Below are 26,895 nucleotides of genomic sequence, written 5' to 3'. Positions count from 1 at the left end.
TTAATTAAAACTTAATTTTTATAAAGTGGATTCCTGCCTTTGCAGGAATGACAAAGCCTTCTAATAATTAGTCGAAGTAAACCAACAGCTTTATAACAAATAACTTAGCAGACAAGCAATAAAACTAATTTACAGAGAAAGTCGTACCTTCTTTACCATCTTTAAGTTGGATGCCAACTTCGGCTAATTCATCACGAATTTTATCAGATAAAGCAAAATCTTTATTGGCTCTAGCTTCTTGTCTTAGTTTAATTAATAAATTAACAGCACCAGACAGTTTTTCGGTTCCAGATTCATTATTAGAACTGGTGTTTTCTAAGCCTAACACATCAAAAACAAAGCTGTTGATGGTATTCTTAAAAGTGTTTAAATCTTCAGAAGATACTGTCTCAGAACCTTCTTTAATTTGATGGATGTATTTTGCAGCTTCAAATAAATGCGAAATTAAAATTGGCGTATTAAAATCATCATTCATAGCATCATAACATGTCTGTTTCCATGCATTTATATCAATACTAGATGTTTCAGAAGCTTTTAAATCATCTAAAAGATTAACAGCATCCATCAATCTGTAGAATCCTTTTTCACTTGCTAACAAACCATCATCAGTTAAATCTAAAACACTTCGATAAGATGATTGTGCATTAAAAAATCTAATAACGCTAGGTGCATAAGGTTTACTAAAAAATGTATTGTTTCCAGATAATAATTCATCAGGGTTAACGGTATTGCCTGTTGTTTTAGACATGCGTTGTCCGTTTAACTCCAACATATTAGCATGCATCCAATAGTTTACAGGTGATTTTCCTTTAGCAGCTTCATTTTGAGCGATTTCGCATTCGTGATGCGGGAATTTTAAATCCATTCCACCGCCATGAATATCGAAATTGTCGCCTAAATATTTGGTACTCATTGCTGTACATTCCAAATGCCAACCAGGAAAACCATCACTCCAGGGTGAAGGCCAGCGCATAATATGCTGTGGTTCTGCTTTTTTCCAAAGCGCAAAATCTTGAGGATTCTTTTTATCGCTTTGTCCGTCTAATTCACGTGTATTATGAATTAAATCATCGAGTTTCCGTTTACTTAATTTACCGTAATCGTTTGTTTCGTCGAATTTGTGAACATCAAAATAAACAGAGCCATTTACTTCGTATGCAAACCCATTATCTATAATATTTTTTATCAATTCAATTTGCTCAATAATATGTCCTGTAGCGGTAGGCTCTATACTTGGTGGTAAAAAATTGAATATATTTAATATGTTATGGAAATCTACAGTATAACGCTGTACAACTTCCATAGGTTCTATTTGTTCTAAACGTGCTTTTTTAGTGATTTTATCTTCACCAGCATCGGCATCATTCTCTAAGTGACCAGCATCAGTAATATTTCTAACATAACGTACTTTGTAACCTAAATGCTTTAAGTACCTAAATACCATATCGAAAGACATGAAGGTTCTTACATTACCTAAGTGCACATTACTGTAAACAGTGGGGCCACAAACATACATGCCTATATAGCCTTCGTTAATGGGCTTGAATGTTTCTTTTTTACCAGTAAGGGAATTGTATAGTTTTATTTGTTGATGCTGAAAAAGATGCATGTTAATTGTAATGATTTGGTTATGGTTAAAAATAAATTAAAACTTTGTATCTAATTTTATATAATCTAAAAATTCTCTACGAGTCGCTTCTTCTTTAAATTTACCCCCAAATTCTGAAGTTACTGTACTACTTTCAATATCTCTAATACCCCTTGAGTTAACGCACAAATGCTTAGCATCTATAACACAAGCAACATCTTGTGTGTCTAAAACTTCTTGAAGTTCTTTTACCACCTGTATGGTTAAACGTTCTTGAACTTGTGGACGTTTAGCAAAATAATCTACAATACGATTCATTTTAGACAGACCAACAACAGAACCGTTAGAAATATAAGCGATATGAGCTCTCCCAACTATAGGTAGTAAATGATGCTCGCAAGTTGAATAAACTGTGATGTTTTTTTCAACAAGCATTTCTCCATATTTATACTTGTTCTCAAAAGTGGACGCCTTTGGTTTTTTCTTTGGATTTAGTCCTCCAAAAATTTCCTTAACAAACATTTTAGCAACACGGTTTGGTGTACCGCTTAAACTATCATCTGATAAATCAAGACCTAAGGTTTCCATAATATGCCGCACATCATCCTTAATAATGTCTATTTTTTCTTCGTTAGAAAGTTTAAAAGCATCATTTCTTAATGGTGTGTTTGAAGAAGTTCCAATATGGTCATCTCCTAAAGATTCGAATTCTTCTATGTTGTTTTCAATTTTCATTAGCTAAAAAAGTGGTGTTTTTAGTCTGCAAAGATAAGTAAAACACTTTTGTTATGTTTTGTCTTAACAAACAATTAATTTTCTTGTGTTTGTCTGTCTATTACTAGTTTAATTACATTAAAAACAAAAAGGTTTGACTATTTTAATAGTCAAACCTTTTTAAGAGTATCTTAAATTTATATTATATATTAAAACTTAATGATAGTGTTATGTTAGAATTTATTCTATCTATAGTTGCAGTATCAATTAATCCAATATTATATAAAGGGGTTTCGAAAGAACGTTCAGATTGATCGTAAGTAATGTCTAATTTTGTGTTTCCAAAATTATAACCAATTCCTAAAGAATAGCCCGTTAAATCGCCTATAGTAATACCATCTTTATATGGGCTTTCTTCAAAACGATATCCGCCTCTAAAGCTAAATTGTTCGTGTTTGTACTCACCACCAATTTTATAAGTAGAAGCATCGGTCAATATATCGTTAATGCCAGTGTTTAAATCAGTATAATCGAATCCTGGCTTAAACTCTGTTTGACTATAATCTTTACGAGAATAATCAAAACTAATTAATCCTTGTTTTCCAAAAACATACGCTAAGCTTCCTGTTATTTTAGATGGTGTTTGTAGTTTGTATTGAGGATAAATATTTACAGTGTTTGGGTTTATAACTTGCGTGGCATTAGTGCCAGCATCCTCTCTTACTGTTGCTAAATATTGTGTTGTTTCTTCTTCAATAGTATACCAGGTGGGAGAATCGTAAGTAAGACCAATTCTAAACGCATCTGCTAATTTGAGTATCGTTCCTAATTGAAAAGAGAAACCATTACCTCTAGTAGATAGGTTATCTTCAAATTCTATACTGTTAACAATAGATCCTGCATTTGAATTGTCTTCAAATAATAGAGTAGAACGTTGGTAGTCAATAAAGTGTGAATTTAAGTTTAACCCTAAATATAAATTATCTTCATGTTGAGCCGCTATATTAAATGTGACTTTACCATTGTATCCAGATGCAAAATAAGAATAATCATGATCAAAATTTCCAGAGCTAACATTGGAAGAATATGTTGTATTGGCATTGTTGTCAATATCGTCAGGTTCAAGGATAAAAGACTCAAAACCTAAAAATGCTTGCTGATGTTCAAAACCATAAGAAGCTCCTATATCTCGATAAGCATCGCTTAATGATTCATCTGAAAAAGCTGATATTTCATCTAACCTTTTGCCATCTGCATAGTCATAAAAATAACTAGCAATGGAATTGCTAAAATTACCATCATCGTTTGTATTTAAGCCACTTGCTCTCCAATTTGTTTCATGATTGTTCGTTCTATCGTAAGCAATAGCAATTGTAAATTTTCGCCAAGGGGAGTTGGTATTACTGGCAAATACAAAAGCAATTCCACCTTGGTTAATGTCAAAACTAGAATCATTAGTATTACTTAGTCCATTAAAGTATTGGGTGTCGTTTTCTGTATCTATATTTGATGCAGAAAAGGAAGCATGGCTTCTGCTAAAAACAGCCGAACCAGCAGGGTTTAAACTAACCGCACTCATATCGCCACCTAAAGCACCAAAGGCTCCACTAAGGGCTCTAAAACGAGCTGTTCCTTGTATGTTATCTTGAGAGTATCTTACGGCATCGCTAATATCTTGCGCGTAAATTGTTGACATAGATAGCAAACCTATGAACAGTAAATGTAACTTTTTCATGTAGTTGTATTTTTTCTTTTTCAAATTTTAACGACGTCTTCCTCCGCTTGAAGATCCAGAACTTCTGCTACTTCCTGAGCTACGACTACTAGAGGAAGATCTTGAAACAGATCCAGAACTAGAGCTAGAACTTCTACTTGGTGTGTAACTTGAATTTCTTGAAGATGAATAAGATCTTGAAGTGTTTCCTGAGCTTCTGCTAGTATTAGAAGGTTGTTTATAAACGGTACTTGAACTTCTTCTTACCGAAGATGAAGAGGATCTTCTTACCGAATTTGTAGACGGTGTTCTGCTCGTTACTGTTCTTTTTTGAGTATTATTATATGTGCGAGTGCCATTAGAATTATAACTTCTTCTACTATTTGTTGATGCTGCTACAGAGCTAGTGCTTCTTCTTGATGTGTTGTATTTTGAAGTAGCCGAGTTTCTGTTTGTACTACTTACAGCACTACTACGTCTAGATGAATTAATGTTATTACTATTTATATTGCTTGATCTACCTGAGTAGTAACTACCTCTTCTGCTAGCATTATATGCTACATTTCTTCTGCTATAATATCTGTTATTTCCATAATAGCCATTATTGTATCTGTATCCGTAGTTTCTATAGCGAGAGCCATAATATCCGTAATTCCATGGACTGTTGAATGCCCAGCCACCATAATATCCACCTCCATAAAAAGGAGGGCACCAGAAAGAATTATAACCCCAGTTGTTCCATCCCCAATTGTTCCATCTATTCCCAAATCCTACATTCCAGCCCCAGTTATTCCAACCCCAGTTATTCCAACCGTTGTCAACATAGTTAATAGTTACACTATTGCTATTTTGTCCCCAACCAGCATAACCCTGATAGTCATTGGTTAAAGAATCATTTTCAACATAGTTATTTCCTTCGTATGAATCTATATCAGTAAAAACAGCATCATCAGAAAATATATTTTCAGCTTCTAAAGATTTATTTTTAAAATGATTTTGATAGAAATCGCTATTAGAAGTATTAGGAATTTCAACAACCGTATGATTTCCTTGAGGAGGGGTTTCAACGCTTACTTGTCTTACTGTGTTACCATAAATGCCATCATCGTTTGCACCTACATATTGATAAGAACCACATGAGGCTAAACCAAATAACAAGCCAAGAATGGCTGCAAATGACACTTTTTCTTTTAAGTAGCTTATAAATTGCATATCTCTAGAATTTTATTGTTGAACATAACAAAAATAGTTAGTTTTGCTGAACTATTCTTTTATTTAACATAGTCACAATATTTGTGCCAAAAAATCGATATGAGCAAAAAACTTACTAGTAGAGCGGAAGATTATTCAAAATGGTATAACGAGTTGGTTGTAAAGGCAGACCTGGCAGAGAATTCGGCCGTTAGAGGGTGTATGGTGATCAAACCTTATGGTTATGCTATTTGGGAAAAAATGCAAGCAGAATTAGATAAAATGTTTAAAGAAACAGGTCATCAAAATGCCTATTTTCCATTATTTGTGCCTAAAAGTTTATTTGAAGCAGAGGAAAAAAACGCAGAAGGCTTTGCTAAAGAGTGTGCTATTGTAACACATTATAGGTTGCAAACCGATCCTGATAACAAAGGAAAATTACGAGTTGATCCTGAAGCGAAGTTAGAAGAAGAGTTAATTGTACGACCAACAAGTGAGGCCATTATATGGAATACATATAGAGGATGGATTCAATCTTATAGAGATTTACCACTTTTAATAAACCAATGGGCTAATGTGGTACGTTGGGAAATGCGTACACGTTTATTTTTACGTACAGCAGAGTTTTTATGGCAAGAAGGACATACTGCGCATGAAACGAAAGCAGAAGCTGTATCTGAAGCTAAGTTAATGAATAATGTATACGCAACGTTTGTTGAGAATTTTATGGCAATACCTGTAATACAGGGTGTTAAAACAGAGAGCGAACGTTTTGCTGGAGCAGAAGACACTTATTGTATTGAAGCTTTAATGCAAGATGGAAAAGCGCTACAGGCAGGAACTTCTCATTTTCTTGGTCAGAATTTCGCAAAGGCTTTCGATGTTAAATATGCTAATAAAGAAGGTAAGCAAGATTATGTGTGGGCAACATCTTGGGGTGTTTCTACGCGATTAATGGGGGCTTTAATCATGACTCATAGTGATGATAACGGATTGGTTTTACCACCAAGTTTAGCGCCAAATCAAGTTGTTATCGTGCCTATTTATAAGAGTGAAGAAGATTTAAATGCTATTACAGAAGTTGCAAATGGTATTTTAAGCAATTTAAGAGGCAAAAATATATCTGTAAAGTTTGATAATAGAACAACTCACAGGCCAGGAGCCAAATTTGCACAGCATGAATTACAAGGGGTGCCATTACGTGTAGCTATTGGTCCTAAAGATTTAGCAAATGGTACTGTAGAAATAGCTCGTAGAGATACCTTAACGAAGCAGATTGTTAATTTGGAAGATTTAACAGAAACCATTGAGAGTTTATTAAAAGAAATTCAAGAGGCTTTATTTAATAAAGCTTTAGATTTTAGAGATAATCATATTACAGAAGTAGATACTTTTGGTGAATTTAAAGATATTTTAGAAACAAAAACAGGATTTATTTCTGCACATTGGGATGGTACAAATGAGACTGAAGAAAAAATTAAAGAGCAAACAAAAGCAACTATTCGTTGTATTCCTTTAGATATGAAACCAATAGAGGGGATTTGTGTGTATTCAGGAAAGCCTTCAAAGGGTAGAGTATTGTTTGCAAAAGCATATTAATTTAAATTTTTTTTAAAAAAAATCGGCTAGCTATTGTGACATTTAAAAATAGTTGTATTTTTGCATCCGCAATGGAGACATTGTTAGTTATTTGAAAGTATTGCAAGTCTAAATAATATGTTTATATTTGCACACTGAAAAAATAAATGGCCCGTTCGTCTATCGGCTAGGACGCCAGGTTTTCATCCTGGTAAGAGGGGTTCGATTCCCCTACGGGCTACAATATTTTAATAATAAAAAGAACAAATGGCAAATCATAAGTCAGCGTTAAAAAGAATTAGAAGTAACGAATCTAAACGGTTAATAAATAAGTATCAGCATAAGACAACTCGTAATGCTATTAAGAACTTACGTGAGTTAACTGATAAGAAAGAAGCTGAAGCTTTATTTCCTTCAGTAGTATCTATGTTAGATAAATTAGCTAAGAAAAATGTGATTCATGCTAATAAAGCTGCAAACCTTAAATCTGGTTTAGCTAAACATGTCGCTGCACTTTAAGTAGATTTTAAGTTTAAAATATTTGAAAAACTTCTCAGAAATGAGGAGTTTTTTTTTGATTAAATTTAATCACTGTTATAGTATGAATAGCGTTTTAAAGATATAAATTTGCATTTATTATAAGTCAATTAATCATATAAATTATAAACCTTTGGAAAATAAAAAAGCAATTAAATTAATCGATAAAATTCTTAAAGACCTTGATGAAACAGGTATCAATACAGGTGTGCTAATCGATGACATTAAAGAACTAAGAACTTATGCTTTAGAAGAACAGGTTCCATTATTAGTTAAGGTTCTTAGGTATACTTATGAGCATATAGAAGAAAATAACTCGTTTAATATACCTATTCTTAGTGATGAGCCTATAGATAGTGATAATCCCATTGAAGAAAATGAGGATGTTTCTCCAGTAGAAAGTCTAAAGTATTTAATTGCGCTGACTAAAAACCTTAATAATAAAGTTAATATTTCTGACTTAAAAGAATATAGAGACCTTTTAATGTCTTCTTAATTATAAGATATATCAATCCTTTTTGAAGTTATAAAGAAAAGCCTTAACAGTTATGCTAAGGCTTTTGAGGTTTATTTAGGTTATAAAGAAAAAGCCCTAACAGTATATGCTAAGGCTTTCAAATTTAGTTTAGTTTAAATATTTTAGCCATTCATTGAGACTAAAAACTCTTCGTTGTTTCGTGTTTGTTTAAAACGCTCGTTAGTAAATTCCATAGCTTCAACAGGATTCATGTCTGCAAGGTATTTACGCATGACCCACATACGTTGAATCGTGTTCGCGTCTAGTAATATATCGTCGCGACGCGTACTTGATGATGTAAGATCGATAGCTGGGAAAATTCTACGGTTAGATATTTTTCTATCCAACTGTAATTCCATATTACCAGTTCCTTTAAATTCTTCGAAAATGACTTCGTCCATTTTAGAACCTGTTTCGGTAAGTGCAGTAGCTATTATGGTTAAAGAACCACCGTTCTCAATATTTCTGGCAGCACCAAAGAAACGTTTTGGCTTGTGCAACGCATTAGCATCTACACCACCACTTAATATTTTACCAGAAGCTGGTTGAACCGTGTTATAGGCTCTTGCCAAACGTGTAATAGAATCTAAAAGAATAACAACATCATGACCACATTCAACTAATCTTTTTGCTTTTTCAAGTACGATATTAGCAATTTTTACGTGTTCGTGCGCTTCTTTATCGAAGGTTGAGGCAATAACCTCACCACGTACATTACGTTGCATATCTGTTACCTCTTCAGGACGCTCATCAATTAATAAGATCATTTGGTATACTTCAGGATGATTTGCTGCTATAGCATTTGCAACATCCTTTAATAACATAGTTTTTCCTGTTTTTGGCTGTGATACGATCATACCACGTTGTCCTTTTCCTATTGGAGAGAACAGATCCATTATTCTAGTAGAGATCGTACTCTGCTTTTCAGCTAAATTGAATTTCTCTTCTGGGAATAAAGGAGTTAGATGTTCGAATGAAACTCTGTCTCTAACTACATTAGGGTTTTGTCCATTAATTTTACTTACTTTAATTAATGGGAAATATTTTTCACCTTCTTTTGGAGGTCTTACATGGCCAAGAACAGTGTCACCTGTTTTTAAACCGAATAATCTAATTTGTGATTGTGATACATAAATATCATCTGGTGATGATAAGTAGTTATAATCTGAAGAACGTAAAAAACCGTAACCATCCTGCATGATGTCTAAAACACCTTCACTTTCTATAATCGCATCAAATTCGAAATCTGGTTCTCTATAACGGTTTCTACCATCTTTGTTACCAGTATCAACATTACCATTTTTTTGGTTTTTATGTTGATTTTTATGCGAACCGTGTTCCCTTCTCGGATTCGGTTTTTGTTGATTATCGTTTTGGTTTTTTTGTTTCGGACTATTGTCCTGTTTTTTTGGATTGTTATCTTGTTTTTGCTCTTCTTTGTTTTGTTTGGCAATGGGGGTATTAGCCTTTTCCTTTTCAACAATTTTAGCAGTTTCGACTTTAGCAGTTTCAACTTTTTTATCTACCGAAGGTTTTTCTTCATTTTTAACAGGTGTGCTTTTAGAAGGAACGCTTTTGGCAGGTTTTTGAACACGTTGTCTCGGCTTCCTTGCTTTTGGCTTACTTTCTGTTTTATTTTCTGTTAATTCAGTAGGAGAAACAACAGCTTTAACTGCACTTGGATCGGCAGCTTGTTGATCCAGTATTTGGTAAACTAGATCTAATTTTTTTAATGAACGGTATTTCGGAACGTTCAATTTTTTAGCTATCTCTTGTAAATCAGAGAGTTTCTTTTCTTTTAATTGTGAAATTTCAAACATTTATGTTTAATTGGATATTTGTATCAATATAAATTTTGGGTAATTCTGAAAAACGTTTTCTTATTCTGAAGAATTAACCACTTGTAACAGCGGCTATTGAGAATTATTACTGCAATTATACAACTTTATTTTAAGTTTTAAGGCTATTTTTATAAAAGAAACTATTATTTTTGCTTTCTAGTTTTTAAAATTCTATGTTACAACGTATTCAAACGATATATCTTTTAATGGCAGCAGGAGTCTCCGCTGGACTAATTTATGTGGTTGAATTATGGGTGTTGTCTGATGGCACAAAAGTTTTTGCAGACGATCATAACTACGTTTTTGCAGCCTTTTTAACATCGGCATTTTGTTCAATAGTAACTATATTTAGATATAAAAATAGGAAGTCTCAGTTTATGTTGGGACGACTTAACATCATATTAAACTTTATTTTACTAGGATTTTTTGTATATCAATCTCTAAACATATCTGGAGAGACGGCGGTTTCTGAGAAAGGTATTGGGATGCTTCTTCCTATTGTTTCTATCGTGTTTTTGGCATTAGCCAATAAGGCCATCAAGAAGGATGAAGATCTCGTAAAATCTGTAGATAGATTACGATAAACCTAACATCTTAGTAGTATTAGTGCGTTAAAACCCAAAGTGAAAGCTTTGGGTTTTTTTATAAGCATACCTAAATCTTTTTAAAGGAGGGAAACATTCAACTCACTAAAACATGTAAGTGAAGCATTAAATGTCGAAACAGTGAGATAGCCCTTTTCTTTGGAGGGATTTATGAAAGGGTTTAACGTTTATTAAATTCGATGACTTCTAAATTGTCAATCTTACTACCATCTATCGTAAAACGGAGCATAGTACGTATTTTATGAAAACCATGTTTGCCAACCGCTCCAGGATTCATATGGAGTAAACGTAATTTTTTGTCGGGCATGACCTTTAATATATGTGAATGCCCACAAATAAAAAGTTTAGGAGGGTTTCGTTTTATTTCCTCTCGAACTCTCATATTATAAGCATTTGGATAGCCGCCAATATGTGTTATCCAAACATCAACATCCTCACACATAAAACGGTTGTTTTCAGGAAACTCTATTCTTGCTTTATTATCATCAATATTACCAAAAACGGCACGTAAAGGTTTTAATTTTTTTATGGCATCAGTTACTTTTAAGTCGCCAATGTCGCCAGCATGCCAAACTTCATCCACTTGTTTTACATATTTTAATATATCATTATCAATATAACTATGCGTATCGGAAATTAATAATATTTTTATCATGATATTTTGTAGAAAATAATTTGTTTTTACAATTGTAAAACTTGTTTTAATATTTTTATTTCAATTCATATTCGTTTAAAGATACAAGTCTATATTCTTTTGTCTTTTAACACAGTATTTTTCTTCTTTAATTTTTAATATATAATTAAGGTTCTTGCCTTCGCAGGAACAGCAAAACTATCTATCTTTGCATACGATATATCATTTAAATTTACCGTATAGAAAACGACGATTTTTCTTTATTAAAAAGAAGAAAAATAAATAATAGCCTTAGTTACGGTTTCTTTTTACATTGTAATAGAAAGGAACAAAGGGCGTTTTATAATTGGTGATTTAAACGGCATATGATATTCATTTAACAAAAGTATTAAATCAGATTGAGGTATTTTATAGAACTTTCTTATAATGGAGCTGCATACCATGGTTGGCAAAACCAACCAAAAGATATATCGGTACAAGAAGTTGTAGAAAAAGCATTGTCTATGCTTCTAAAAGAAGACATTTCTATTATGGGGGCAGGTCGTACAGATACTGGTGTACATGCTTCACAAATGTTTGCTCATTTCGATACTCATGTTGTTTTTAACGACCTAAATTTGGTGTATAAATTAAATTCGTATTTACCAAAAGATATTGCCATTCGTAATATTTTAAAAGTAAAAGACGATGCACATGCCCGTTTTGATGCAGTAAGTAGAACTTATTTATATAGAATAGCACTTAAGAAGGATGTGTTTTTATTTGATAATAGTTTTTTTGTGAAACAGAATTTGAATGTTGATAAAATGAATCAAGCTTCAGAAATCTTATTTAAGTATAAAGATTTTCAATGTTTTTCAAAAAGTAATACCGATGTAAAAACGTATTATTGTGATATAATGAAAGCAAAATGGACTTTAGAAAATGATGAACTTCATTTTGTAATTAAAGCTGATAGGTTTTTGCGTAATATGGTACGTGCTATTGTAGGTACTATGATTAATATTGGTTTAGGCAAAATAGAGGTTGAAGATTTACATACTATTATAAAGTCTAAAAATAGGAGTGAAGCAGGGTTTTCGGTTCCTGCACATGCATTATATTTAACAGAAGTAGAATATCCTAACGATATAGAGATAGATGAGTAAAAGACAGGAAAAAATATTTGACGTTACTTTATTTAAACGTCTTTTTCAATATATAAAACCTTATAAAATTGTTTTTTTTGGGTTGATTATTTTGGTGATTTTATCAGCCATTTTTAGTGCAGCGACGCCTCGTGTAACTCAGTTTGCTATAGATGATAGTATAACAGGAGCAAATTCTAAAGACTTTCTCTTTTATATTATTATCATGTTTGCTATTTTAATTTTACAAACAGTGTTTCAGCTACTTTTTATTTATTATGCAGCTTGGTTAGGACAAACTTTGGTTGTAGATGTACGTATAAAATTATTCGATCACTTGCTGCGTTTTAAAATGAAGTATTATGATAATTCTTCAGTAGGCTTACTTATTACGAGAGCAGTAACCGATATGGAGCGTATCGCCGATATTTTTGGTCAAGGCTTATTCATGATTTTTAAAGATTTACTCACCATGGCAGTGGTTTTTGGGATTATGGTTTACACGAATTGGCGATTAAGTTTAATTGTATTCATTATGTTGCCTTTGTTATTATATGCAACACGTATTTTTCAAAAGTATATGAAAAAGGCTTTTGAAGAAGTTAGAACAGAAGTTTCTAATTTGAATTCTTTTGTACAAGAACGATTAACAGGGATGAAGATTTTACAATTATTTACTCGTGAAGCTATTGAGTACAAAAAGTTTAAAGAAATAAACGAAAGACACAAAAAGGGTTGGCTTAAAACGGTTTGGTATAACTCTATTTTTTTCCCCTTAGCAGATTTATCGTCATCAATAACCATTGGTTTAATAGCTTGGTACGGTGGTTTAAATGTCGTGTTAGAAGGCAAGGTTACAGAAGGTGTTTTAGTAGCATTTATCATGTATATCCCTATGTTATTTAGGCCATTGCGTCAAATAGCAGATAAATTTAACACACTGCAAATGGGTATGGTAGCAGCTACCAGAGTGTTTAAAGTTATAGATACAACTTCTCAAATTGATGATACAGGCTCTCATGTTGCAGAGAATTTTAAAGGTCATATAAAATTTGATAATGTATTTTTTAGTTATGTAGAAGACGAAGAAGTTTTAAAAGGAATTTCTTTTGATGTGAATGCAGGTGAGACGGTTGCTATAGTTGGTGCAACAGGAGCAGGTAAATCGACCATTATTAATTTATTAAATCGTTTTTATGAAATTAACGATGGCGTTATTTATGTTGATGGTATTGATATTAAACAGGTAACCTTAGCGTCATTACGTACTCAAATAGCTGTGGTATTACAAGATGTGTTTTTATTTGCAGATACTATTTTAAATAATATTACATTAAATCACCCAGAGGTTACCGAAGCTCAAGTGCAACAATCGGCAAAAGATATTGGCATTCATGATTTTATAATGAGTTTGCCAAATGGGTATCATTATAACGTAAAAGAAAGAGGTGTTATGTTATCTTCAGGACAACGACAACTTATATCGTTTTTAAGAGCATATGTAACAAATCCGAGTATTTTAGTGTTAGATGAAGCAACATCCTCAGTCGATTCATATTCAGAACAACTCATTCAAAATGCCACAGATAAAATTACTAAAGGTAGAACCTCCATTGTTATCGCTCACCGATTAGCAACAGTTAAAAAAGCTGATAAAATTATAGTGATGGATGCTGGTAATATAGTGGAGCAGGGGACTCATAAAGAGTTGCTTGAAAAAGAACATGGGTATTATAAGAACTTATACGAAGTACAGTTTTTACAAGAAGAAGAAATTATTTAGTTTTTACAAGGTTTAAGATAAGTCTTCCTTGATCATTAAGTTAAGTTGGTTTGTGTTTTCAAAAACTACAAATTCGCCATCTTTAAAATAAGAAATACTTCCAGTTTCTTCACTTACAACAAGCGCCAAAGCATCTGTTTTTTCAGTAACCCCAATGGCAGCCCTATGGCGGAGACCAAAACGTTGAGGAATATTTTTTTCATTATTTAAAGGAAGAATAACTCGTGTTGCTTTTACAATGTTGTTATTAACTACAATGGCACCATCGTGTAGCGGACTATTTTTAAAAAAAATACTTTCAATAATAGGTTGGGTAACCTTTATATTCATTTCATCTCCCGAGGATGATAAAAAATCTAGATTATTATTTCTTTCAAAAACGATTAAAGCACCCGTTTTAGACATGGACATTTTATTGCAAGCCGAAATAATAGCATCGATATCAGTTTCGTCGCTAGTCTCGGTTTTTAAAAAATTAAATTGTTGTAAAAACTTGCGCCTCCTATTAAAGTTGGTAGAGCCTACCATTAACAAAAATTTACGGATCTCTGGCTGAAATACAACTATTAAAGCAATGATCCCTACTTTCATAAAACCACCAAAAATACCAGAGAGGAGTTCCATTTCTAAGAAATCGGTAAGCTTCCAAACCAAGTAAATAATAATGATCCCAATAAAAATATTAATGGCAACAGTACCTTTTACAAGTTTATATACATAATAAAGTAAAAGAGCCACAAGAACGACATCTATATAATCGATGGGGCGTAAGTTTAAAATGTCTTTGAAAATATCCAAACGATATGGGTTTTGGTAAATTTAAGAAAATATGATCAATTAAAAATTAGTTCATGATTAAAAAGCTGTAAGCTAACAGAGTCTATTGACAGTATTTTAGATTTCACACTAATATAATCTTGGAACGATATATTTGAATTAAATGATAATTTAAGAGTGAGGGCTTTTGATTCACGGATATAGCTTAGTAGATCGTCAAAATTAAGATTTAAAGTCTCCATATGCTCTCCATAAATAACTGTCATTTCAATTTTTTCAAAAGAATTAAATTCTACTAGACCAAAATATGAATCTGCCTTTAAATCGGGTAATGTTTCATTTTTAAAGTCAGATTCAAAAACCACATCTGTAAACTCTATAAATCCTAAATTCTTTCTACTGGTATCGTTACAAGTAAAGTAGTTTTTAGCTGATTTCTTTTTATGGCTTGAATTCTGTTTTTTATTTTGAAGGTATTTTATGTGGGGTATAGCTTGTTTTAAAGTTAAGCGTTTATCAACATTTACTAACCAATTGGTTGTGCTAATCAGGTTTTTTCTATTTAATTCAACACTATCTTTTTGAGTTTCATCATAAAACAGATATGCTGGCGATACATCGTATATTTCAGTTATCTCAGAATGACTTATTTCAGGCAGTTGGAGTACTTTTTCTTTTCCACAGGAAAACATTATTAATAATAGCCCCAATGTTAATAGTTGCTTCATTTTATGCATTTAAAGATTCAACAAGTTTAATACATTCCATAGCTTCTTTTACATCATGAACTCTTAAAATAGAAGCATTTTTTTGTAAAGCAATGGTGTTTAAAACACTTGTGCCGTTAAGAGATTCTTTTGCAGAAGTTTCTAAAGTTTTATAAATCATAGATTTTCTTGAAACACCCACTAATACTGGTTTATCTATCATCTTAAAATGTTCAAGTTTATTTAGTAATTCATAATTTTGTTCTAACGTTTTGGCAAATCCAAACCCAGGATCTACAATAATATCGACGATTCCTAATTGCCTTGCAGCAGCAATGCGTTCGGAAAAATAAAAGAGCATGTCTTTAATTATATCATCATAATTAGTCTGTTGTTGCATGGTTTGCGGTGTTCCTTTCATATGCATCATAATATATGGAACGTGTAAATCGGCAATAGTTTGTAACATATTATGGTCTAATTTTCCTGCCGAAATATCATTAACCAAAGCTGCACCAGCGGCTATACATTGTTTTGCAACCTGACTTCTAAACGTGTCAATAGAAAGTAAAACCTCAGGAAATTCTTTTAAAATCAAATTAACAATAGGTAAGATTCTTTTTAATTCATGAGCCTCACTAACATGATCTGCATTAGGGCGCGAGCTGTATGCGCCAACATCAATAAAAGTTGCACCTTGGTGAAGCATTAACTCAACATGCTTTAAAACAGCGTTTTCATTTTTATGTTGTCCGCCATCGTAAAACGAATCAGGAGTAATATTTAGGATTCCCATCACCTTTGGCACTGTTAAATCGATGAGTTTTCCTTTACAGTTTAGTGTCATTTATACCGTTTTGTATGGTGTTCGTACTAAGTTTAAAACTTTAATACTGAAACTTTGATGGTTAAACTTTTTTATGCGAAATTTACGCAAAATTCATTTTTAATTCATGCAAGATACTTCAAAAGAATATGATGCCGTAATTGATACGTGTAAAAGTTTATTCATAAAAAAAATGTCGGATTATGGTAGTGCCTGGCGCATATTGCGATTGCCATCGCTTACCGATCAAATTTTCATTAAAGCACAACGTATTAGGGGGCTTCAACAAAACGATGTTAGAAAGGTTGATGAAGGTGAAGTAAGTGAATTTATTGGTATTATAAATTATTGTATTATGGCTTTAATTCAGCTAGAAAAAGGTGTGGTGGAACAGCCAGATTTATCTACAGAAGAAGCTACCAAATTATACAAAAAACAAGTTGCTATTACCAAACAACTTATGCAAGATAAAAACCATGACTATGGTGAAGCTTGGCGTGATATGAGAGTAAGTAGTTTAACCGATTTAATTTTACAAAAATTATTGCGGGTTAAACAGATTGAAGATAATGCAGGAAAAACATTGGTGAGTGAAGGTATTGATGCTAATTATCAAGACATGATTAATTATGCGATTTTTGCATTGATACATTTAAATGAAAAATAATTTATTTAAAATATAAAAATTAAGCAATGAAGGCTTTAGTAAGTATATCAAGAGTATTTGTTGGTGTTTTATTTATCATTTCTGGATTAATAAAACTAAACGATCCATTAGGTTTTTCTTATAAATTACAAGAATATTTTAGCGTAGATGTTTTAAACATCCCCTTTTTAGAACCTTATTCATTAATGATTTCCGTTCTGGTAGTCGTTTTTGAAGTTGTTTTAGGTGTTTTTTTACTTATTGGTTATAAGCCAAAATTTACCATTTGGAGTTTACTGGGAATGATTGTGTTTTTTACATTTTTAACATTTTATTCGGCATATTTCGATAAAGTAAAAGACTGTGGTTGTTTTGGTGATGCTTTAAAATTAACACCATGGGAAAGCTTTACAAAAGACTTGATTTTATTGTTTTTTATATTGATTTTATTTTTTGGAATCAAGTATATAAAACCATTATTTAATAGTTTAATAACAACAGTTATTGCTTTATTAGGTTTTGTTTTTAGCCTTTGGTTTGGTTATCATGTATTAGAGCATTTACCAGCCAAAGATTTTAGAGCATATAAAATAGGAGCCAATATTCAAGAAGGTATGAGTACTCCAGAAGATGCCGCAAAAGCTATTGTAGAATATAGTTGGAAGTTTAAAGTTGCAGGGAAAGAGAAGGTTATTGTTACCAATGGTTCTTATCCATCTGTTGAAGGTGATTTTGTGAGTGTAGATACTAAAGTGCTTCAAGAGGGGTATCAACCACCTATCTATGATTTTTCAATAGAAAGTGAAGAAGAAGATCTAACACAACAGTTTTTGGCAGAAGAAAACCTTATCGTTATAGTTTCTTATAGTCTAGAGAAAATTGAGAGGGCGGGGGCAATGAAATTGAAAGCTTTATCAGAAGAAGCCATTAAAAATGGTTACAAAGTTATTGGTTTAACAGCATCAGGAGAGGACGTTAAGCAACGTATTAAAGAGGCCTATGATATTGATTTTGAATTTTATTTGTGTGATGAAAAGGCTCTTAAAACGATAGTGCGTTCCAACCCTGGGGTAATAGAATTGGATGCAGGCACCATTAAACAAAAAGTACATTGGAATGATATTGATGAATTAGAGTTGCCAAAAGTAGAAAGGAAACCAGAACCAAAAGTAGTAGAGGAGGCTATTATTTACTATATAAATGGAGAATTATCAACAGAAGAAACAGTAGAAGCTTTAGATGAAGATACTATTGAAAGTATTAATGTTGTAAAGGACTCTCTGCAATTAAAAGCACTAAACATTCAAAATGATACCATTTATACTGGAATTATAAAAATTAAACTTAAAGAAGAATAATTGAGTATGATGTGACCATCTTATTTCTTTCTTTAAACAAACAAATAGATCAACAAATCAATAAAAAAGAAAAACAGATCAACGAATAAACCTATTTGATAAGCTATCTACTAAATAAAATCACATACGCTTTACTCACATTATTTGGGGTAGTTACTGTTATTTTCTTATTATTTAATGTACTTCCTGGAGATCCTGCACAAATGATGTTAGGGCAGAATGAGGATAGCGAGCAATTAGCCCTCGTAAAACAAAAATACGGATTCGATAAACCTATAAGCACGCAGTACTTTTATTATTTAAATGATCTTTCGCCTATTTCATTTCATTCAAAAAAACAAAACGACTACACCTTTTTAAGAGCAGGTAAGTATGGCGCAATCAAGTTGTTTTCAATAGGAAATACAACGACTGTTTTTAAATTGCCGTATTTACGAGAATCCTTTACAAAACAAGGTAGAAAAGTAAGTGACGTGTTATCAGAAACATTACCTAATACCTTTGTGTTAGCTATAAGTGCTATTATAATAGCTATGGTATTAGGTGTTTTATTAGGAATCGTTTCTGCGCTTTATAAAGATAGATGGTTAGATAAAACAATTCAAATTTTTAGCACATTAGGGATGAGTATTCCTTCTTTTTTTAGCGCTATTTTGTTTGCTTGGTTTTTTGGATATATACTACATGAGTATACAAATCTGGAGATGACAGGAAGTCTTTATGAGCTAGACGATTTTGGTGAAGCGATGCATATAAAATGGAAAAACTTGATACTCCCAGCTATTGTACTAGGTATTCGCCCATTGGCAGTGGTTATTCAACTCATGAGAAACTCGTTGTTGGAAGTCTTTAATCAAGATTATATTCGTACAGCACGAGCAAAAGGGTTAAGCGAATTTCAAATTATAAAAAGACATGCTATTAAGAATGCTTTAAATCCTGTTGTTACCGCAATATCTGGTTGGTTTGCATCTATGTTGGCAGGCGCTGTTTTTGTAGAGTATATTTTTGGTTGGAATGGATTGGGAAAAGAGATTGTAAATGCCTTAAATACATTAGATTTACCAGTAATTATGGGAGCCGTGTTAATTATAGCTTTACTCTTTGTAATTATTAATATTTTTGTAGACTTAATCTATGTATGGTTAGATCCAAAAGTGACATTGCAATAATTGATATATGAAAAAAATAAACTATCTACTTATAGTATTAATCAGCTTTTTAAGTTGTAATACAGAATCACCAATACAATTTTCTGAAGCAGCACTAAATGATACTTTTATGTCATTTGAAGGTGATGAAATTACATTTAAAAGTATTTTAGAAAAACATAAAGGGAAAACCATTGTTATTGATATTTGGGCATCTTGGTGTGGAGATTGCATTAAAGGTATGCCAAAAGTAAAGGCGTTACAATCAGAATATAAAGACGTGGTTTATGTCTTTTTATCTTTAGATAGAGGGGAAGCAGCCTGGAAACGAGGCATAGAAAAATATCAAGTAAAAGGAGACCATTATTATATGCCATCTGGTAAGAAATGTCCTTTTGCAGATTTTGTAAAAATTGATTGGATTCCCAGATATATGGTAATAAATAAAGCTAACGAAATCGTTGTATTTAATGTTATTGAAGCTGATGATGATAAGTTGCTAAAAGCATTAAAAAAATAAGTATTTTTGCGTTTTAGCTATACGAATTATTAATTATAATATATAAAAATCGCTTCCTAAATTAAGGAAACTTAAGACCAATCTTATGAGAAAAAACATTGTTGCTGGAAACTGGAAAATGAATAACGATTTATCACAGACAGAATCGTTAATTGATGATTTAAAAAATAAAACAAAAACTTCTAATGCAGAGGTTATGGTAGCACCTACATTTACTAATTTATACCATGCTTACGAAGCGTTAAAAAGTACAAGTATAGAAGTTGTTGCCCAAAACATGCACTTTGCAGAAAATGGCGCATATACAGGCGAAGTAAATGCAAACATGCTTAAAAGTGTTGGTGTCGAAACAGTCATTTTAGGACATAGTGAGCGTCGTGCCTATTTTAATGAAACAGACGAGATGCTTGCTAAAAAAGTAGATGCAGCTTTAGCAAACGGTTTACGTGTTATTTTTTGTTTTGGTGAAGAGTTAGCAGACAGAAAATCTGGAAATCATGAAGCTGTTGTAGAAAGTCAAATAAAAAATGCCTTATTTCATTTAGGCGTTTCTGCATTCAAAAATATAGTATTGGCATACGAACCAGTTTGGGCAATAGGTACTGGCGAAACAGCTAGCCCAGAGCAAGCACAAGATATGCATGCATTTATTAGAAAAACATTAGCAGATACTTACGGTAACGATGTTGCTAATGGTATTTCAATTCTTTACGGCGGTAGTGTAAAACCAGGAAATGCACAAGAGATTTTCTCTAAACCAGATGTAGATGGTGGTTTAATTGGAGGTGCTGCACTTAACGCAGACGACTTTTTCGCTATCGTAAATGCGTTTTAATTAAACAATATTTTGGGCGTTACCCTTTGGGTCGAGCTTTCACGAGTCGCTCTCTGCGAGGAGCTCCAACAATCGCTCAATCCCTAACGCGGGGCGTACTTGCAAAGTACAGATAAAGTATAAAAGACCTGTTAAGTTTTAAATCTAACAGGTCTTTTTCAGTTATATACCTTTAACTTTTTATTATGAGGTGAAAGTAATCGAAATAACAACATTCAAATCACGGTAGAAGAAACTGCATTTACAAATTTTGAAGATATATTAATGGTTTACAACCCAGTTTAACATGTCGCGGACATAATGTGTTGGTCGCTATTTCAGAAGAATTAACAACATAGCCAATTTTAGAAAAGTTATTTATTAGTCTAAAAAAAGGAAGAAGCACATCGAATGAACATTATGAGTAAATTTGGAGCTAAAAACAGTGTTGAAATAATTAAAATAACTATAGAAAAACAGTTGTTATAGTATTTACTTCTATCTTTACAATCGAAAAAATTGATTATGTCAAATATCATTTATATAGGTTACGAGTTTAAAGTAACACCATTACAACCAGGTGTAGAAATACTCATTGCAGAATTGGGTTACGCAGGTTTTGAAAGCTTTGTAGAAACCGAAACGGGTGTTACAGCATATATTCAAAAAGAAGAATGGAACGAATCCATACTTGAAGATATTCAAATTTTAAATTCTGAAGAATTTGAGATCAGTTTTACTTTTAACGAAATTGAACAAACCAATTGGAATAAAGAATGGGAAAATAATTTTAATCCCATAGTTGTTGATGCTATGTGTTCTGTTCGTGCGCCATTTCACGAAAAACCAGATACTACGTTTGATATTGTTATTGAGCCCAAAATGAGTTTTGGTACGGGGCATCATGAAACAACACACATGATGATTCAACATATTTTAAAAAATGATGTAGCGAATAAATCCGTTTTAGATATGGGATGTGGTACAGGAGTGTTAGCTATTTTGGCAGAAATAAAAGGAGCTAAACCCATTGACGCTGTAGATTACGATAATTGGTGTTATTTAAACAGTATTGAGAACGTTGCCCGTAATAATTGTAATCACATTACTGTTATAGAAGGTGATGCATCGGTTTTAAAAGACAAAAAGTATGATGTTATTATCGCTAATATTAACCGAAACATTTTATTGCAAGACATGGAGACTTACGCATCTTGCTTAAACAAAAAAGGGACTTTATTTTTAAGTGGTTTTTACAACGACGATATTCCAGTTATAAAAGCGGCATGTAAAACGAACAACCTCGAACTTCAATCACAATTAGAAAGAAACAACTGGGTGGCTTTAGAGTTTAATAAATAGATGATTTTTTTGAATTATTTTCAATAAATTATGATTTTCTTATGAAAAAAATCAATTTATAGGGGAAAACCACAAGAATATTCTTTTTTAAAGAACTATATTTACTATAGGAATAAATTTATTTTAAAGCATGATTTTTCAGTATTCTCATGGAAGACTGAGGCTGAAAAACTTATGTCATTAGTTTTCGGAAACATTAATTTATTAATCTATTAATTTAAAAAGCCTAAAATCAAATGAAAAAATTTAAAATATTTTTAGTCGTAATGCTATCAGCCCCATTTTTATTTCAATCTTGTGAAAAAGAGGATGTCATTCCCGAAGATAGTTCCCAAATAGAAACAGAAACAGTAGTCGACGATAAAGAAGATACAGCAGTTAAAGTAACAAAAGAGATGTTAAAAAAATTATCCGATTTTTACATGAACACAAATGATGTAAAGGTTGTCGATTTTTTATTACCAGATGGTTCAACTAAACCTATGATTCAAGTAGAGGAAGATATTATGTTAACTGTAGAACAGATCATGGATATGGATATGGGTAATGGTCTCACAGACCGTAATTATCATACCAACAATTTGGTGACTCAAGGAAGAAATATATCTATTCTTGGTTATTATGGTGCAAGTGCATACAGCTTGTCTAATAAAGAAGCAAATGCATTGATATTGGCAGTAGAAAATTTTAACCAATTAAGTGGTGTTTCGATTTCTTTTACGTTAACTTTTGGTACAAACTTTTCAGATAAGGATATGGTTGTCTATTTTAACCCAACAATAAATGCCTCAGGAGGGTCTGCAGGATTTCCAGCTAACGGATTGCCAAATAAGTTTGTACAGATATTTGGTTTAGACACTTTTAGTATAGATGTTATTGAGCATGTTATTACCCACGAAATAGGACATTCAGTTGGATTTAGACATACAGATTGGGCAACAAGACAGAGTTGTGGTTCATATGATCCTGAATTAGTTGCACCGTATGGAGCGAATGCAATCCCAGGAACATCTGCTGGTTATAACCCAGATTCAATTATGTTAGCATGTTTTAATTCATCAGTAGATGGAGAATTTGATAGTGATGATATTGTTGGATTACAATATATGTACTAATATTCTTAATAAAAACAATTTTATGTTTAGAAGGGACATCTTTTTGGTGTCCTTTTCTTTTCGTTTAAAAAAAATAAATTATTTTAGTTAAAAATTTTAATGATGAGCAGTCAGGAGAAAGTATTAGAGCAGTTTGATACAGCTACAAAAGAAAAGAAGAAGAACGAGATTGTTGTTTATAATGATGACGTTAATACGTTCGACCACGTTATAGAAACACTTATCTATGCTTGCGAGCATACTTCAGAACAGGCAGAACAATGTGCACTTCTTGTTCATTATAAAGGAAAATGTACCGTAAAAACAGGCTTGTACGACGATTTAAAACCACGTTGTTCTATGTTGTTAGATGCAGGTTTAAGCGCAGAAATAGTATAATTTAGTCACTTAATCTTCCTATAGCACAGCTTACAAAAGATTTTGCTTTAGTGGTTAATGCATTTTTTTCTCCAACAATAGGGTAACCAATTTTATGTAATAATTGTTTAGCTTCTATAAGTGCTATGTCATTTTCATAAGAAAACGAAACCGTATGGTCTTCATTATTAATTATTACATCACTAATGTTTTCTAAATCGGATACCTTATTAGTAATTGTGTTGGCACAACCACCACATTTAAGGTTTTGTATTTCTAAAGTTATTTTCATTTTTCTATTTTTTAGTACTAATTCTAGAAGCTTTATATAACGGACAAAAAATTAACAAAGCTATTAATAATAAAACGATAGCTAGACCGATTAATACATAAGCTAAAGTGCCTTCGATAACATTAAAATAATATAGTAATGCAATAGTTATAGCAACTAATATTCTAATGCTCTTATCCTATAGCTCCTACATTTTTTTCATATTAAAAATTTTAGTTTTTATTAAAGTGTTGTCGGACAAACAAAAGTGGTTGTTGGCAAATCTGTATTTTTAATGGCTGCAAAGCCACCAGCAATATCAATAACATTAAATCCTCTGGCCTTCAAAATAGATGCAGCAATAACAGAACGATACCCACCTGCACAGTATAAATGATAGGTTTTAGTTTTATCAATAGCGTTCATATTATCATTAATATAGTCTAAAGCAAAATGTTGTACAGAATCACTATCTAGATGCTCCGATTTATATTCTCCATCTTTTCTAACATCAAGCGTATTGATTGCTCTATTTTTAAGGCGATTAGAAAATTCGTCAGCCGAGATAGACTCAATGGTTTCAATATCTTTACCAGAGTTCTTCCAGGCATTGATACCGCCTTTTAGATAGCCTAACGTATTATCATAGCCTACACGAGATAATCGTGTTACAGTTTCTTTTTCTTTTCCTTCTGGTACAATTAGTAGAATAGGTTGTTGTAAATCGGTAATTAAAGCACCAACCCATGGTGCAAATCCACCATTAATTCCAATAAAAATGGAGTTAGGGATATGCTCTGTTACAAACTCTTTTTGAGTTCTAACATCGAGTACCAAGGCGCTTTCCTGGTTAACTATAGCTTCAAATGTTTCTGGGGCTAATGCAGTATCTCCTTTTTGTAGCACAGTTTCAAAATTATCGTAACCAGACTTATTCATCATAGCATTTTTAGCGAAATATTGAGGAGGAGGAGCAATGCCGTCTAAAACTTCTTCAACAAACTCTTCCTTGGTCATATCTGCTCTTAAAGCATAATTCGTTTTTTTCTGATCCCCCAAAAGCCCGACAGTTTCTTTACTTAAATTTTTTCCGCAAGCAGAACCAGCACCATGAGCAGGATATACAATAACATTATCTGCCAATGGCATGATTTTATTTCGTAAAGATTCAAATAACATACCAGCTAAATCCTCTTTTGTTAAATCGGATTTTATTGCTAAGTCTGGACGCCCCACATCACCTAAAAATAAGGTGTCTCCACTAAAAATAGCATAGTTATTTCCTTTTTCATCAATTAAAAGAAATGTTGATGACTCTAAGGTATGACCTGGTGTGTGTAATACTTTAATGGTAACATTTCCGATTTTAAATGATTCATTATCGGTTGCTATATAGGCATCGTAGTTTGTTTCTGCTCCAGGACCAAAAACAATAGTAGCTCCTGTCTTTTTTGCTAAATCGACATGTCCAGAAACAAAATCGGCATGAAAATGTGTTTCAAAAATATATTTGATCTTAGCACCTTCTTTATTAGCTTTATCAACATATTGTTGTGTTTCACGCAATGGATCAATAATGGCTACTTCTCCATTAGATTCTATAAAATAAGCTCCTTGAGCTAAACATCCTGTATAAATTTGTTCTATTTTCATAATCTGTTTTTAATTTCTGAACAAACAGAAATCCTTTTTTAATTTAAAAATTCTCCGACTCTTGGGTCGGGGTTTCCAATTCACCTCCTTAGGAGAGGTCAGAACTGCCTTTTTGCAGTTCTGGGTGAAGGCAAAATAACAAAATTCGATATTTGCCTTTAAAGGCAAAATAAAACTGGTGAAACACCCCTATGGCTTGCCTCGGGAATAGTCAGTTTTGAGATTTTTTTTATTTAAAACGTTTCAAAAATACGAAACCAAAATGGTTCGATTTGTGACTTATGTCACATTGCTGCACTGCTTAACTAAGCTCTTTATAAATAATATAAATAGCCATTATTAAAATAAAAAAGCCAAATCCTTTTTTAAGTTTCTTTCCGCTTATAAATTTTGAGATATATACTCCTAAAATAATTCCTATTACAGAGATTAAAGTAAAAGAAAGAAGAAATACCCATTCAATGTCTATTGTTTGCACATCCCCTATAAAGCCAATTAGGGAATTAATAGTTACAATAATTAAAGAAGTTCCTACTGCTTTTTTCATTGGGAGATTAGCCCAAACTACTAATGCAGGTACATATAAAAATCCACCACCAGCACCAATAAGTCCTGTTACAGTCCCAATAATTAAACCTTGAATAAAAGTTATGTAATAGGATTGGGGTTTTAAAGTTGTACCGTTATTTTTTGTCTTCTTTATCATAGAAAATGAAGCTAGTAACATGATAAAAGCAAAAAATATCATGATGCTCATTTCTTTAGTAAGAGCATAATCACCAAAACTAAAAATGGTATCAGGAATACCAGGTACTAAATAACGTCTTGATAAATAAACCGCAATAAATGATGGGAATGAAAAAGTTAAACCTATTTTAAAATCAACGAATCCTTTTTTATGCTTTTGATAAGTACCTACCATAGAGGAAATACCTACTACAAAGAGAGAGTATGCAGTTGCAATAACGGGGTTATATGCTAGAAGATACACTAATAAAGGCACAGTGAGTATGGAACCACCGCCACCAATTAAACCCAAAATTAAGCCTACAATTAAGGCGCCAATATATCCTAAGAGTTGAGTGACATCCATTAATGAGGAAGTTTATCTTTTATAGCTCCATAAATGTATGTACCTATAATGGCTGCAGCTATAACAATAATCATACTATATATACCTGTGCCTAACAGAATGTACATCGGTCCAGGGCAGGCTCCAATAAGTGCCCAGCCAAATCCGAAAATAATACCTCCAATAATGTATCTCGAAAAGCCGTTTTCTTTTTTAGGAACAAAAATATCTGCGCCTTTAATACTCTTTATAATCCCTTTTTTTGAAATTTGAAGAAATAAAACTCCAGATGCAATAGCAGTGCCTATAATACCATACATATGAAATGATTGAAAACGAAACATTTCATAAATTCTATACCATGAAACGGCTTCAGATTTTACTAAAACAATTCCGAAGAAGATGCCAACTAATAAAAATTTAAAATATTTCATTTT

Annotated in this window: 28 protein-coding genes and 1 tRNA gene; 15 read left to right on the top strand and 14 right to left on the bottom strand. The window is 32.3% G+C overall.

Features of this window, described 5'->3' with window-relative positions; all coding sequences use genetic code 11:
• Nucleotides 1–124: 124 nt before the first annotated feature.
• The 4 genes from cysS to Q4Q40_RS07865 form a co-directional block, all read right to left on the bottom strand.
• Nucleotides 125–1,609 carry a cysteine--tRNA ligase gene (gene cysS, locus Q4Q40_RS07880; RefSeq protein WP_303301239.1) on the bottom strand — a complete coding sequence of 495 codons (1,485 nt, stop codon included), beginning with the start codon at nucleotides 1,607–1,609 and terminating at the stop codon, nucleotides 125–127.
• Nucleotides 1,610–1,645: 36 nt separating this feature from the next.
• Nucleotides 1,646–2,323 carry a GTP cyclohydrolase I FolE gene (gene folE, locus Q4Q40_RS07875; RefSeq protein ID WP_303301238.1) on the bottom strand — a complete coding sequence of 226 codons (678 nt, stop codon included), beginning with the start codon at nucleotides 2,321–2,323 and terminating at the stop codon, nucleotides 1,646–1,648.
• Nucleotides 2,324–2,504: 181 nt separating this feature from the next.
• Complete coding sequence (locus tag Q4Q40_RS07870) at nucleotides 2,505–4,037, bottom strand: OmpP1/FadL family transporter (protein WP_303301237.1); 1,533 nt, start codon at nucleotides 4,035–4,037, stop codon at nucleotides 2,505–2,507.
• A 27-nt stretch (nucleotides 4,038–4,064) separates the two neighbouring features.
• A complete protein-coding gene (locus Q4Q40_RS07865) occupies nucleotides 4,065–5,228 on the bottom strand; it encodes a hypothetical protein (protein WP_303301236.1) in 1,164 nt (387 codons plus the stop codon).
• A 99-nt stretch (nucleotides 5,229–5,327) separates the two neighbouring features.
• On the opposite strand from Q4Q40_RS07865, the gene proS reads away from it, so the two are divergent.
• From proS to Q4Q40_RS07845, 4 genes are all read left to right on the top strand, one after another.
• Nucleotides 5,328–6,806, top strand: a complete 1,479-nt coding sequence (gene proS, locus Q4Q40_RS07860; protein WP_303301235.1) for a proline--tRNA ligase — start codon at nucleotides 5,328–5,330, stop codon at nucleotides 6,804–6,806.
• 148 nt (nucleotides 6,807–6,954) lie between these two features.
• Nucleotides 6,955–7,026, top strand: a tRNA-Glu gene (locus Q4Q40_RS07855).
• A gap of 26 nt (nucleotides 7,027–7,052) precedes the next feature.
• Nucleotides 7,053–7,304 carry a 30S ribosomal protein S20 gene (rpsT, locus tag Q4Q40_RS07850; RefSeq protein WP_303301234.1) on the top strand — a complete coding sequence of 84 codons (252 nt, stop codon included), beginning with the start codon at nucleotides 7,053–7,055 and terminating at the stop codon, nucleotides 7,302–7,304.
• Nucleotides 7,305–7,455: 151 nt separating this feature from the next.
• Nucleotides 7,456–7,818 carry a hypothetical protein gene (locus Q4Q40_RS07845; protein WP_303301233.1) on the top strand — a complete coding sequence of 121 codons (363 nt, stop codon included), beginning with the start codon at nucleotides 7,456–7,458 and terminating at the stop codon, nucleotides 7,816–7,818.
• Nucleotides 7,819–7,961: 143 nt separating this feature from the next.
• Here the strand turns inward: Q4Q40_RS07845 and rho are convergent, their stop codons facing one another.
• Nucleotides 7,962–9,659 carry a transcription termination factor Rho gene (gene rho, locus Q4Q40_RS07840; RefSeq protein ID WP_303301232.1) on the bottom strand — a complete coding sequence of 566 codons (1,698 nt, stop codon included), beginning with the start codon at nucleotides 9,657–9,659 and terminating at the stop codon, nucleotides 7,962–7,964.
• Between the two features lie 194 nt (nucleotides 9,660–9,853).
• Between rho and Q4Q40_RS07835 the strand changes: the two genes are divergently transcribed.
• Complete coding sequence (locus Q4Q40_RS07835; protein WP_303301231.1) at nucleotides 9,854–10,264, top strand: DUF4293 domain-containing protein; 411 nt, start codon at nucleotides 9,854–9,856, stop codon at nucleotides 10,262–10,264.
• 181 nt (nucleotides 10,265–10,445) lie between these two features.
• Here Q4Q40_RS07835 and Q4Q40_RS07830 read toward each other — a convergent pair whose 3' ends face one another.
• Nucleotides 10,446–10,940 (bottom strand): metallophosphoesterase family protein, encoded by a 495-nt coding sequence (locus Q4Q40_RS07830; RefSeq protein ID WP_303301230.1) that lies wholly within the window; start codon nucleotides 10,938–10,940, stop codon nucleotides 10,446–10,448.
• Nucleotides 10,941–11,317: 377 nt separating this feature from the next.
• On the opposite strand from Q4Q40_RS07830, the gene truA reads away from it, so the two are divergent.
• Together truA and Q4Q40_RS07820 are read left to right on the top strand one after the other, a co-directional pair.
• Nucleotides 11,318–12,067, top strand: a complete 750-nt coding sequence (truA, locus tag Q4Q40_RS07825) for a tRNA pseudouridine(38-40) synthase TruA (protein ID WP_303301229.1) — start codon at nucleotides 11,318–11,320, stop codon at nucleotides 12,065–12,067.
• Nucleotides 12,060–13,829: an ABC transporter ATP-binding protein gene (locus Q4Q40_RS07820; protein WP_303301228.1), complete on the top strand. Its 1,770-nt coding sequence runs from the start codon at nucleotides 12,060–12,062 to the stop codon at nucleotides 13,827–13,829. The genes truA and Q4Q40_RS07820 overlap by 8 nt, the downstream gene beginning before the upstream one ends.
• A 12-nt stretch (nucleotides 13,830–13,841) precedes the next feature.
• On the opposite strand, the gene Q4Q40_RS07815 is transcribed toward Q4Q40_RS07820, so the two are convergent.
• From Q4Q40_RS07815 to folP, 3 genes are read right to left on the bottom strand one after another with little or no spacing between them, the layout of a single operon-like run.
• Complete coding sequence (locus tag Q4Q40_RS07815) at nucleotides 13,842–14,627, bottom strand: diadenylate cyclase (protein ID WP_303301227.1); 786 nt, start codon at nucleotides 14,625–14,627, stop codon at nucleotides 13,842–13,844.
• 35 nt (nucleotides 14,628–14,662) lie between these two features.
• Nucleotides 14,663–15,334: a hypothetical protein gene (locus tag Q4Q40_RS07810; protein ID WP_303301226.1), complete on the bottom strand. Its 672-nt coding sequence runs from the start codon at nucleotides 15,332–15,334 to the stop codon at nucleotides 14,663–14,665.
• Nucleotide 15,335: 1 nt separating this feature from the next.
• Nucleotides 15,336–16,160: a dihydropteroate synthase gene (folP, locus tag Q4Q40_RS07805; RefSeq protein ID WP_303301225.1), complete on the bottom strand. Its 825-nt coding sequence runs from the start codon at nucleotides 16,158–16,160 to the stop codon at nucleotides 15,336–15,338.
• A 106-nt stretch (nucleotides 16,161–16,266) separates the two neighbouring features.
• Here folP and Q4Q40_RS07800 point away from each other — a divergent pair, with 106 nt between their 5' ends.
• From Q4Q40_RS07800 to Q4Q40_RS07765, 8 genes are all read left to right on the top strand, one after another.
• Nucleotides 16,267–16,806 carry a DUF1599 domain-containing protein gene (locus Q4Q40_RS07800; RefSeq protein WP_303301224.1) on the top strand — a complete coding sequence of 180 codons (540 nt, stop codon included), beginning with the start codon at nucleotides 16,267–16,269 and terminating at the stop codon, nucleotides 16,804–16,806.
• Between the two features lie 26 nt (nucleotides 16,807–16,832).
• Complete coding sequence (locus Q4Q40_RS07795) at nucleotides 16,833–18,143, top strand: BT_3928 family protein (RefSeq protein WP_303301223.1); 1,311 nt, start codon at nucleotides 16,833–16,835, stop codon at nucleotides 18,141–18,143.
• 95 nt (nucleotides 18,144–18,238) lie between these two features.
• Nucleotides 18,239–19,315 carry an ABC transporter permease gene (locus tag Q4Q40_RS07790; RefSeq protein WP_303301222.1) on the top strand — a complete coding sequence of 359 codons (1,077 nt, stop codon included), beginning with the start codon at nucleotides 18,239–18,241 and terminating at the stop codon, nucleotides 19,313–19,315.
• A 7-nt stretch (nucleotides 19,316–19,322) separates the two neighbouring features.
• The gene (locus Q4Q40_RS07785) at nucleotides 19,323–19,814 is read left to right on the top strand and encodes a TlpA family protein disulfide reductase (RefSeq protein ID WP_303301221.1); all 492 of its coding nucleotides are present in this window, start codon (nucleotides 19,323–19,325) and stop codon (nucleotides 19,812–19,814) included.
• Nucleotides 19,815–19,899: 85 nt separating this feature from the next.
• Entirely contained in the window at nucleotides 19,900–20,649 is a 750-nt protein-coding gene (gene tpiA / locus Q4Q40_RS07780) for a triose-phosphate isomerase (RefSeq protein ID WP_303301220.1), read from the top strand.
• Nucleotides 20,650–21,153: 504 nt separating this feature from the next.
• Nucleotides 21,154–21,990: a 50S ribosomal protein L11 methyltransferase gene (prmA, locus tag Q4Q40_RS07775; RefSeq protein WP_303301219.1), complete on the top strand. Its 837-nt coding sequence runs from the start codon at nucleotides 21,154–21,156 to the stop codon at nucleotides 21,988–21,990.
• A 236-nt stretch (nucleotides 21,991–22,226) separates the two neighbouring features.
• On the top strand, nucleotides 22,227–23,105 hold the full coding sequence (locus Q4Q40_RS07770; RefSeq protein WP_303301218.1) for a M57 family metalloprotease: 879 nt from the start codon (nucleotides 22,227–22,229) through the stop codon (nucleotides 23,103–23,105).
• A 102-nt stretch (nucleotides 23,106–23,207) separates the two neighbouring features.
• A complete protein-coding gene (locus tag Q4Q40_RS07765; RefSeq protein WP_303301217.1) occupies nucleotides 23,208–23,483 on the top strand; it encodes an ATP-dependent Clp protease adaptor ClpS in 276 nt (91 codons plus the stop codon).
• Nucleotide 23,484: 1 nt separating this feature from the next.
• On the opposite strand, the gene Q4Q40_RS07760 is transcribed toward Q4Q40_RS07765, so the two are convergent.
• The 5 genes from Q4Q40_RS07760 to Q4Q40_RS07740 all read right to left on the bottom strand — a co-directional run bounded on the left by Q4Q40_RS07760 (nucleotide 23,485) and on the right by Q4Q40_RS07740 (nucleotide 26,892).
• Entirely contained in the window at nucleotides 23,485–23,754 is a 270-nt protein-coding gene (locus Q4Q40_RS07760; RefSeq protein WP_303301216.1) for a heavy-metal-associated domain-containing protein, read from the bottom strand.
• A gap of 4 nt (nucleotides 23,755–23,758) precedes the next feature.
• Nucleotides 23,759–23,872, bottom strand: coding sequence for a hypothetical protein (locus tag Q4Q40_RS07755; protein ID WP_425556022.1), 114 nt, complete (start codon nucleotides 23,870–23,872; stop codon nucleotides 23,759–23,761).
• 104 nt (nucleotides 23,873–23,976) lie between these two features.
• Nucleotides 23,977–25,386: an MBL fold metallo-hydrolase gene (locus Q4Q40_RS07750; protein WP_303301215.1), complete on the bottom strand. Its 1,410-nt coding sequence runs from the start codon at nucleotides 25,384–25,386 to the stop codon at nucleotides 23,977–23,979.
• Nucleotides 25,387–25,687: 301 nt separating this feature from the next.
• Nucleotides 25,688–26,479 carry a sulfite exporter TauE/SafE family protein gene (locus Q4Q40_RS07745; protein WP_303301214.1) on the bottom strand — a complete coding sequence of 264 codons (792 nt, stop codon included), beginning with the start codon at nucleotides 26,477–26,479 and terminating at the stop codon, nucleotides 25,688–25,690.
• Entirely contained in the window at nucleotides 26,479–26,892 is a 414-nt protein-coding gene (locus Q4Q40_RS07740; protein ID WP_303301213.1) for a DUF6691 family protein, read from the bottom strand. Before Q4Q40_RS07740 ends, Q4Q40_RS07745 begins: the two co-directional genes overlap by 1 nt.
• Between the last annotated feature and the right edge of the window lie 3 nt (nucleotides 26,893–26,895).

The sequence above is a fragment of the Flavivirga jejuensis genome (assembly GCF_030540765.1).
GTDB classification, from domain to species: domain Bacteria; phylum Bacteroidota; class Bacteroidia; order Flavobacteriales; family Flavobacteriaceae; genus Flavivirga; species Flavivirga jejuensis.
The sequence above is the reverse complement of the archived record's forward strand: the minus strand, read 5'-3'. Positions and strand labels throughout refer to the sequence as shown.

Bases quoted from the DNA above. Each gene is read 5' to 3' on its own strand.
- folE (WP_303301238.1), bottom strand. From the start codon at position 2,323: ATGAAAATTGAAAACAACATAGAAGAATTCGAATCTTTAGGAGATGAC.
- folP (WP_303301225.1), bottom strand. From the start codon at position 16,160: ATGACACTAAACTGTAAAGGAAAACTCATCGATTTAACAGTGCCAAAG.
- tpiA (WP_303301220.1), top strand. From the start codon at position 19,900: ATGAGAAAAAACATTGTTGCTGGAAACTGGAAAATGAATAACGATTTA.
- proS (WP_303301235.1), top strand. From the start codon at position 5,328: ATGAGCAAAAAACTTACTAGTAGAGCGGAAGATTATTCAAAATGGTAT.
- Q4Q40_RS07830 (WP_303301230.1), bottom strand. From the start codon at position 10,940: ATGATAAAAATATTATTAATTTCCGATACGCATAGTTATATTGATAAT.
- prmA (WP_303301219.1), top strand. From the start codon at position 21,154: ATGTCAAATATCATTTATATAGGTTACGAGTTTAAAGTAACACCATTA.
- Q4Q40_RS07865 (WP_303301236.1), bottom strand. From the start codon at position 5,228: ATGCAATTTATAAGCTACTTAAAAGAAAAAGTGTCATTTGCAGCCATT.
- Q4Q40_RS07785 (WP_303301221.1), top strand. From the start codon at position 19,323: ATGAAAAAAATAAACTATCTACTTATAGTATTAATCAGCTTTTTAAGT.
- rho (WP_303301232.1), bottom strand. From the start codon at position 9,659: ATGTTTGAAATTTCACAATTAAAAGAAAAGAAACTCTCTGATTTACAA.
- Q4Q40_RS07745 (WP_303301214.1), bottom strand. From the start codon at position 26,479: ATGGATGTCACTCAACTCTTAGGATATATTGGCGCCTTAATTGTAGGC.
- Q4Q40_RS07760 (WP_303301216.1), bottom strand. From the start codon at position 23,754: ATGAAAATAACTTTAGAAATACAAAACCTTAAATGTGGTGGTTGTGCC.
- Q4Q40_RS07765 (WP_303301217.1), top strand. From the start codon at position 23,208: ATGAGCAGTCAGGAGAAAGTATTAGAGCAGTTTGATACAGCTACAAAA.
- Q4Q40_RS07795 (WP_303301223.1), top strand. From the start codon at position 16,833: ATGAAGGCTTTAGTAAGTATATCAAGAGTATTTGTTGGTGTTTTATTT.
- Q4Q40_RS07810 (WP_303301226.1), bottom strand. From the start codon at position 15,334: ATGAAGCAACTATTAACATTGGGGCTATTATTAATAATGTTTTCCTGT.
- Q4Q40_RS07820 (WP_303301228.1), top strand. From the start codon at position 12,060: ATGAGTAAAAGACAGGAAAAAATATTTGACGTTACTTTATTTAAACGT.
- Q4Q40_RS07800 (WP_303301224.1), top strand. From the start codon at position 16,267: ATGCAAGATACTTCAAAAGAATATGATGCCGTAATTGATACGTGTAAA.
- Q4Q40_RS07835 (WP_303301231.1), top strand. From the start codon at position 9,854: ATGTTACAACGTATTCAAACGATATATCTTTTAATGGCAGCAGGAGTC.
- Q4Q40_RS07740 (WP_303301213.1), bottom strand. From the start codon at position 26,892: ATGAAATATTTTAAATTTTTATTAGTTGGCATCTTCTTCGGAATTGTT.
- Q4Q40_RS07750 (WP_303301215.1), bottom strand. From the start codon at position 25,386: ATGAAAATAGAACAAATTTATACAGGATGTTTAGCTCAAGGAGCTTAT.
- cysS (WP_303301239.1), bottom strand. From the start codon at position 1,609: ATGCATCTTTTTCAGCATCAACAAATAAAACTATACAATTCCCTTACT.
- rpsT (WP_303301234.1), top strand. From the start codon at position 7,053: ATGGCAAATCATAAGTCAGCGTTAAAAAGAATTAGAAGTAACGAATCT.
- Q4Q40_RS07870 (WP_303301237.1), bottom strand. From the start codon at position 4,037: ATGAAAAAGTTACATTTACTGTTCATAGGTTTGCTATCTATGTCAACA.
- Q4Q40_RS07770 (WP_303301218.1), top strand. From the start codon at position 22,227: ATGAAAAAATTTAAAATATTTTTAGTCGTAATGCTATCAGCCCCATTT.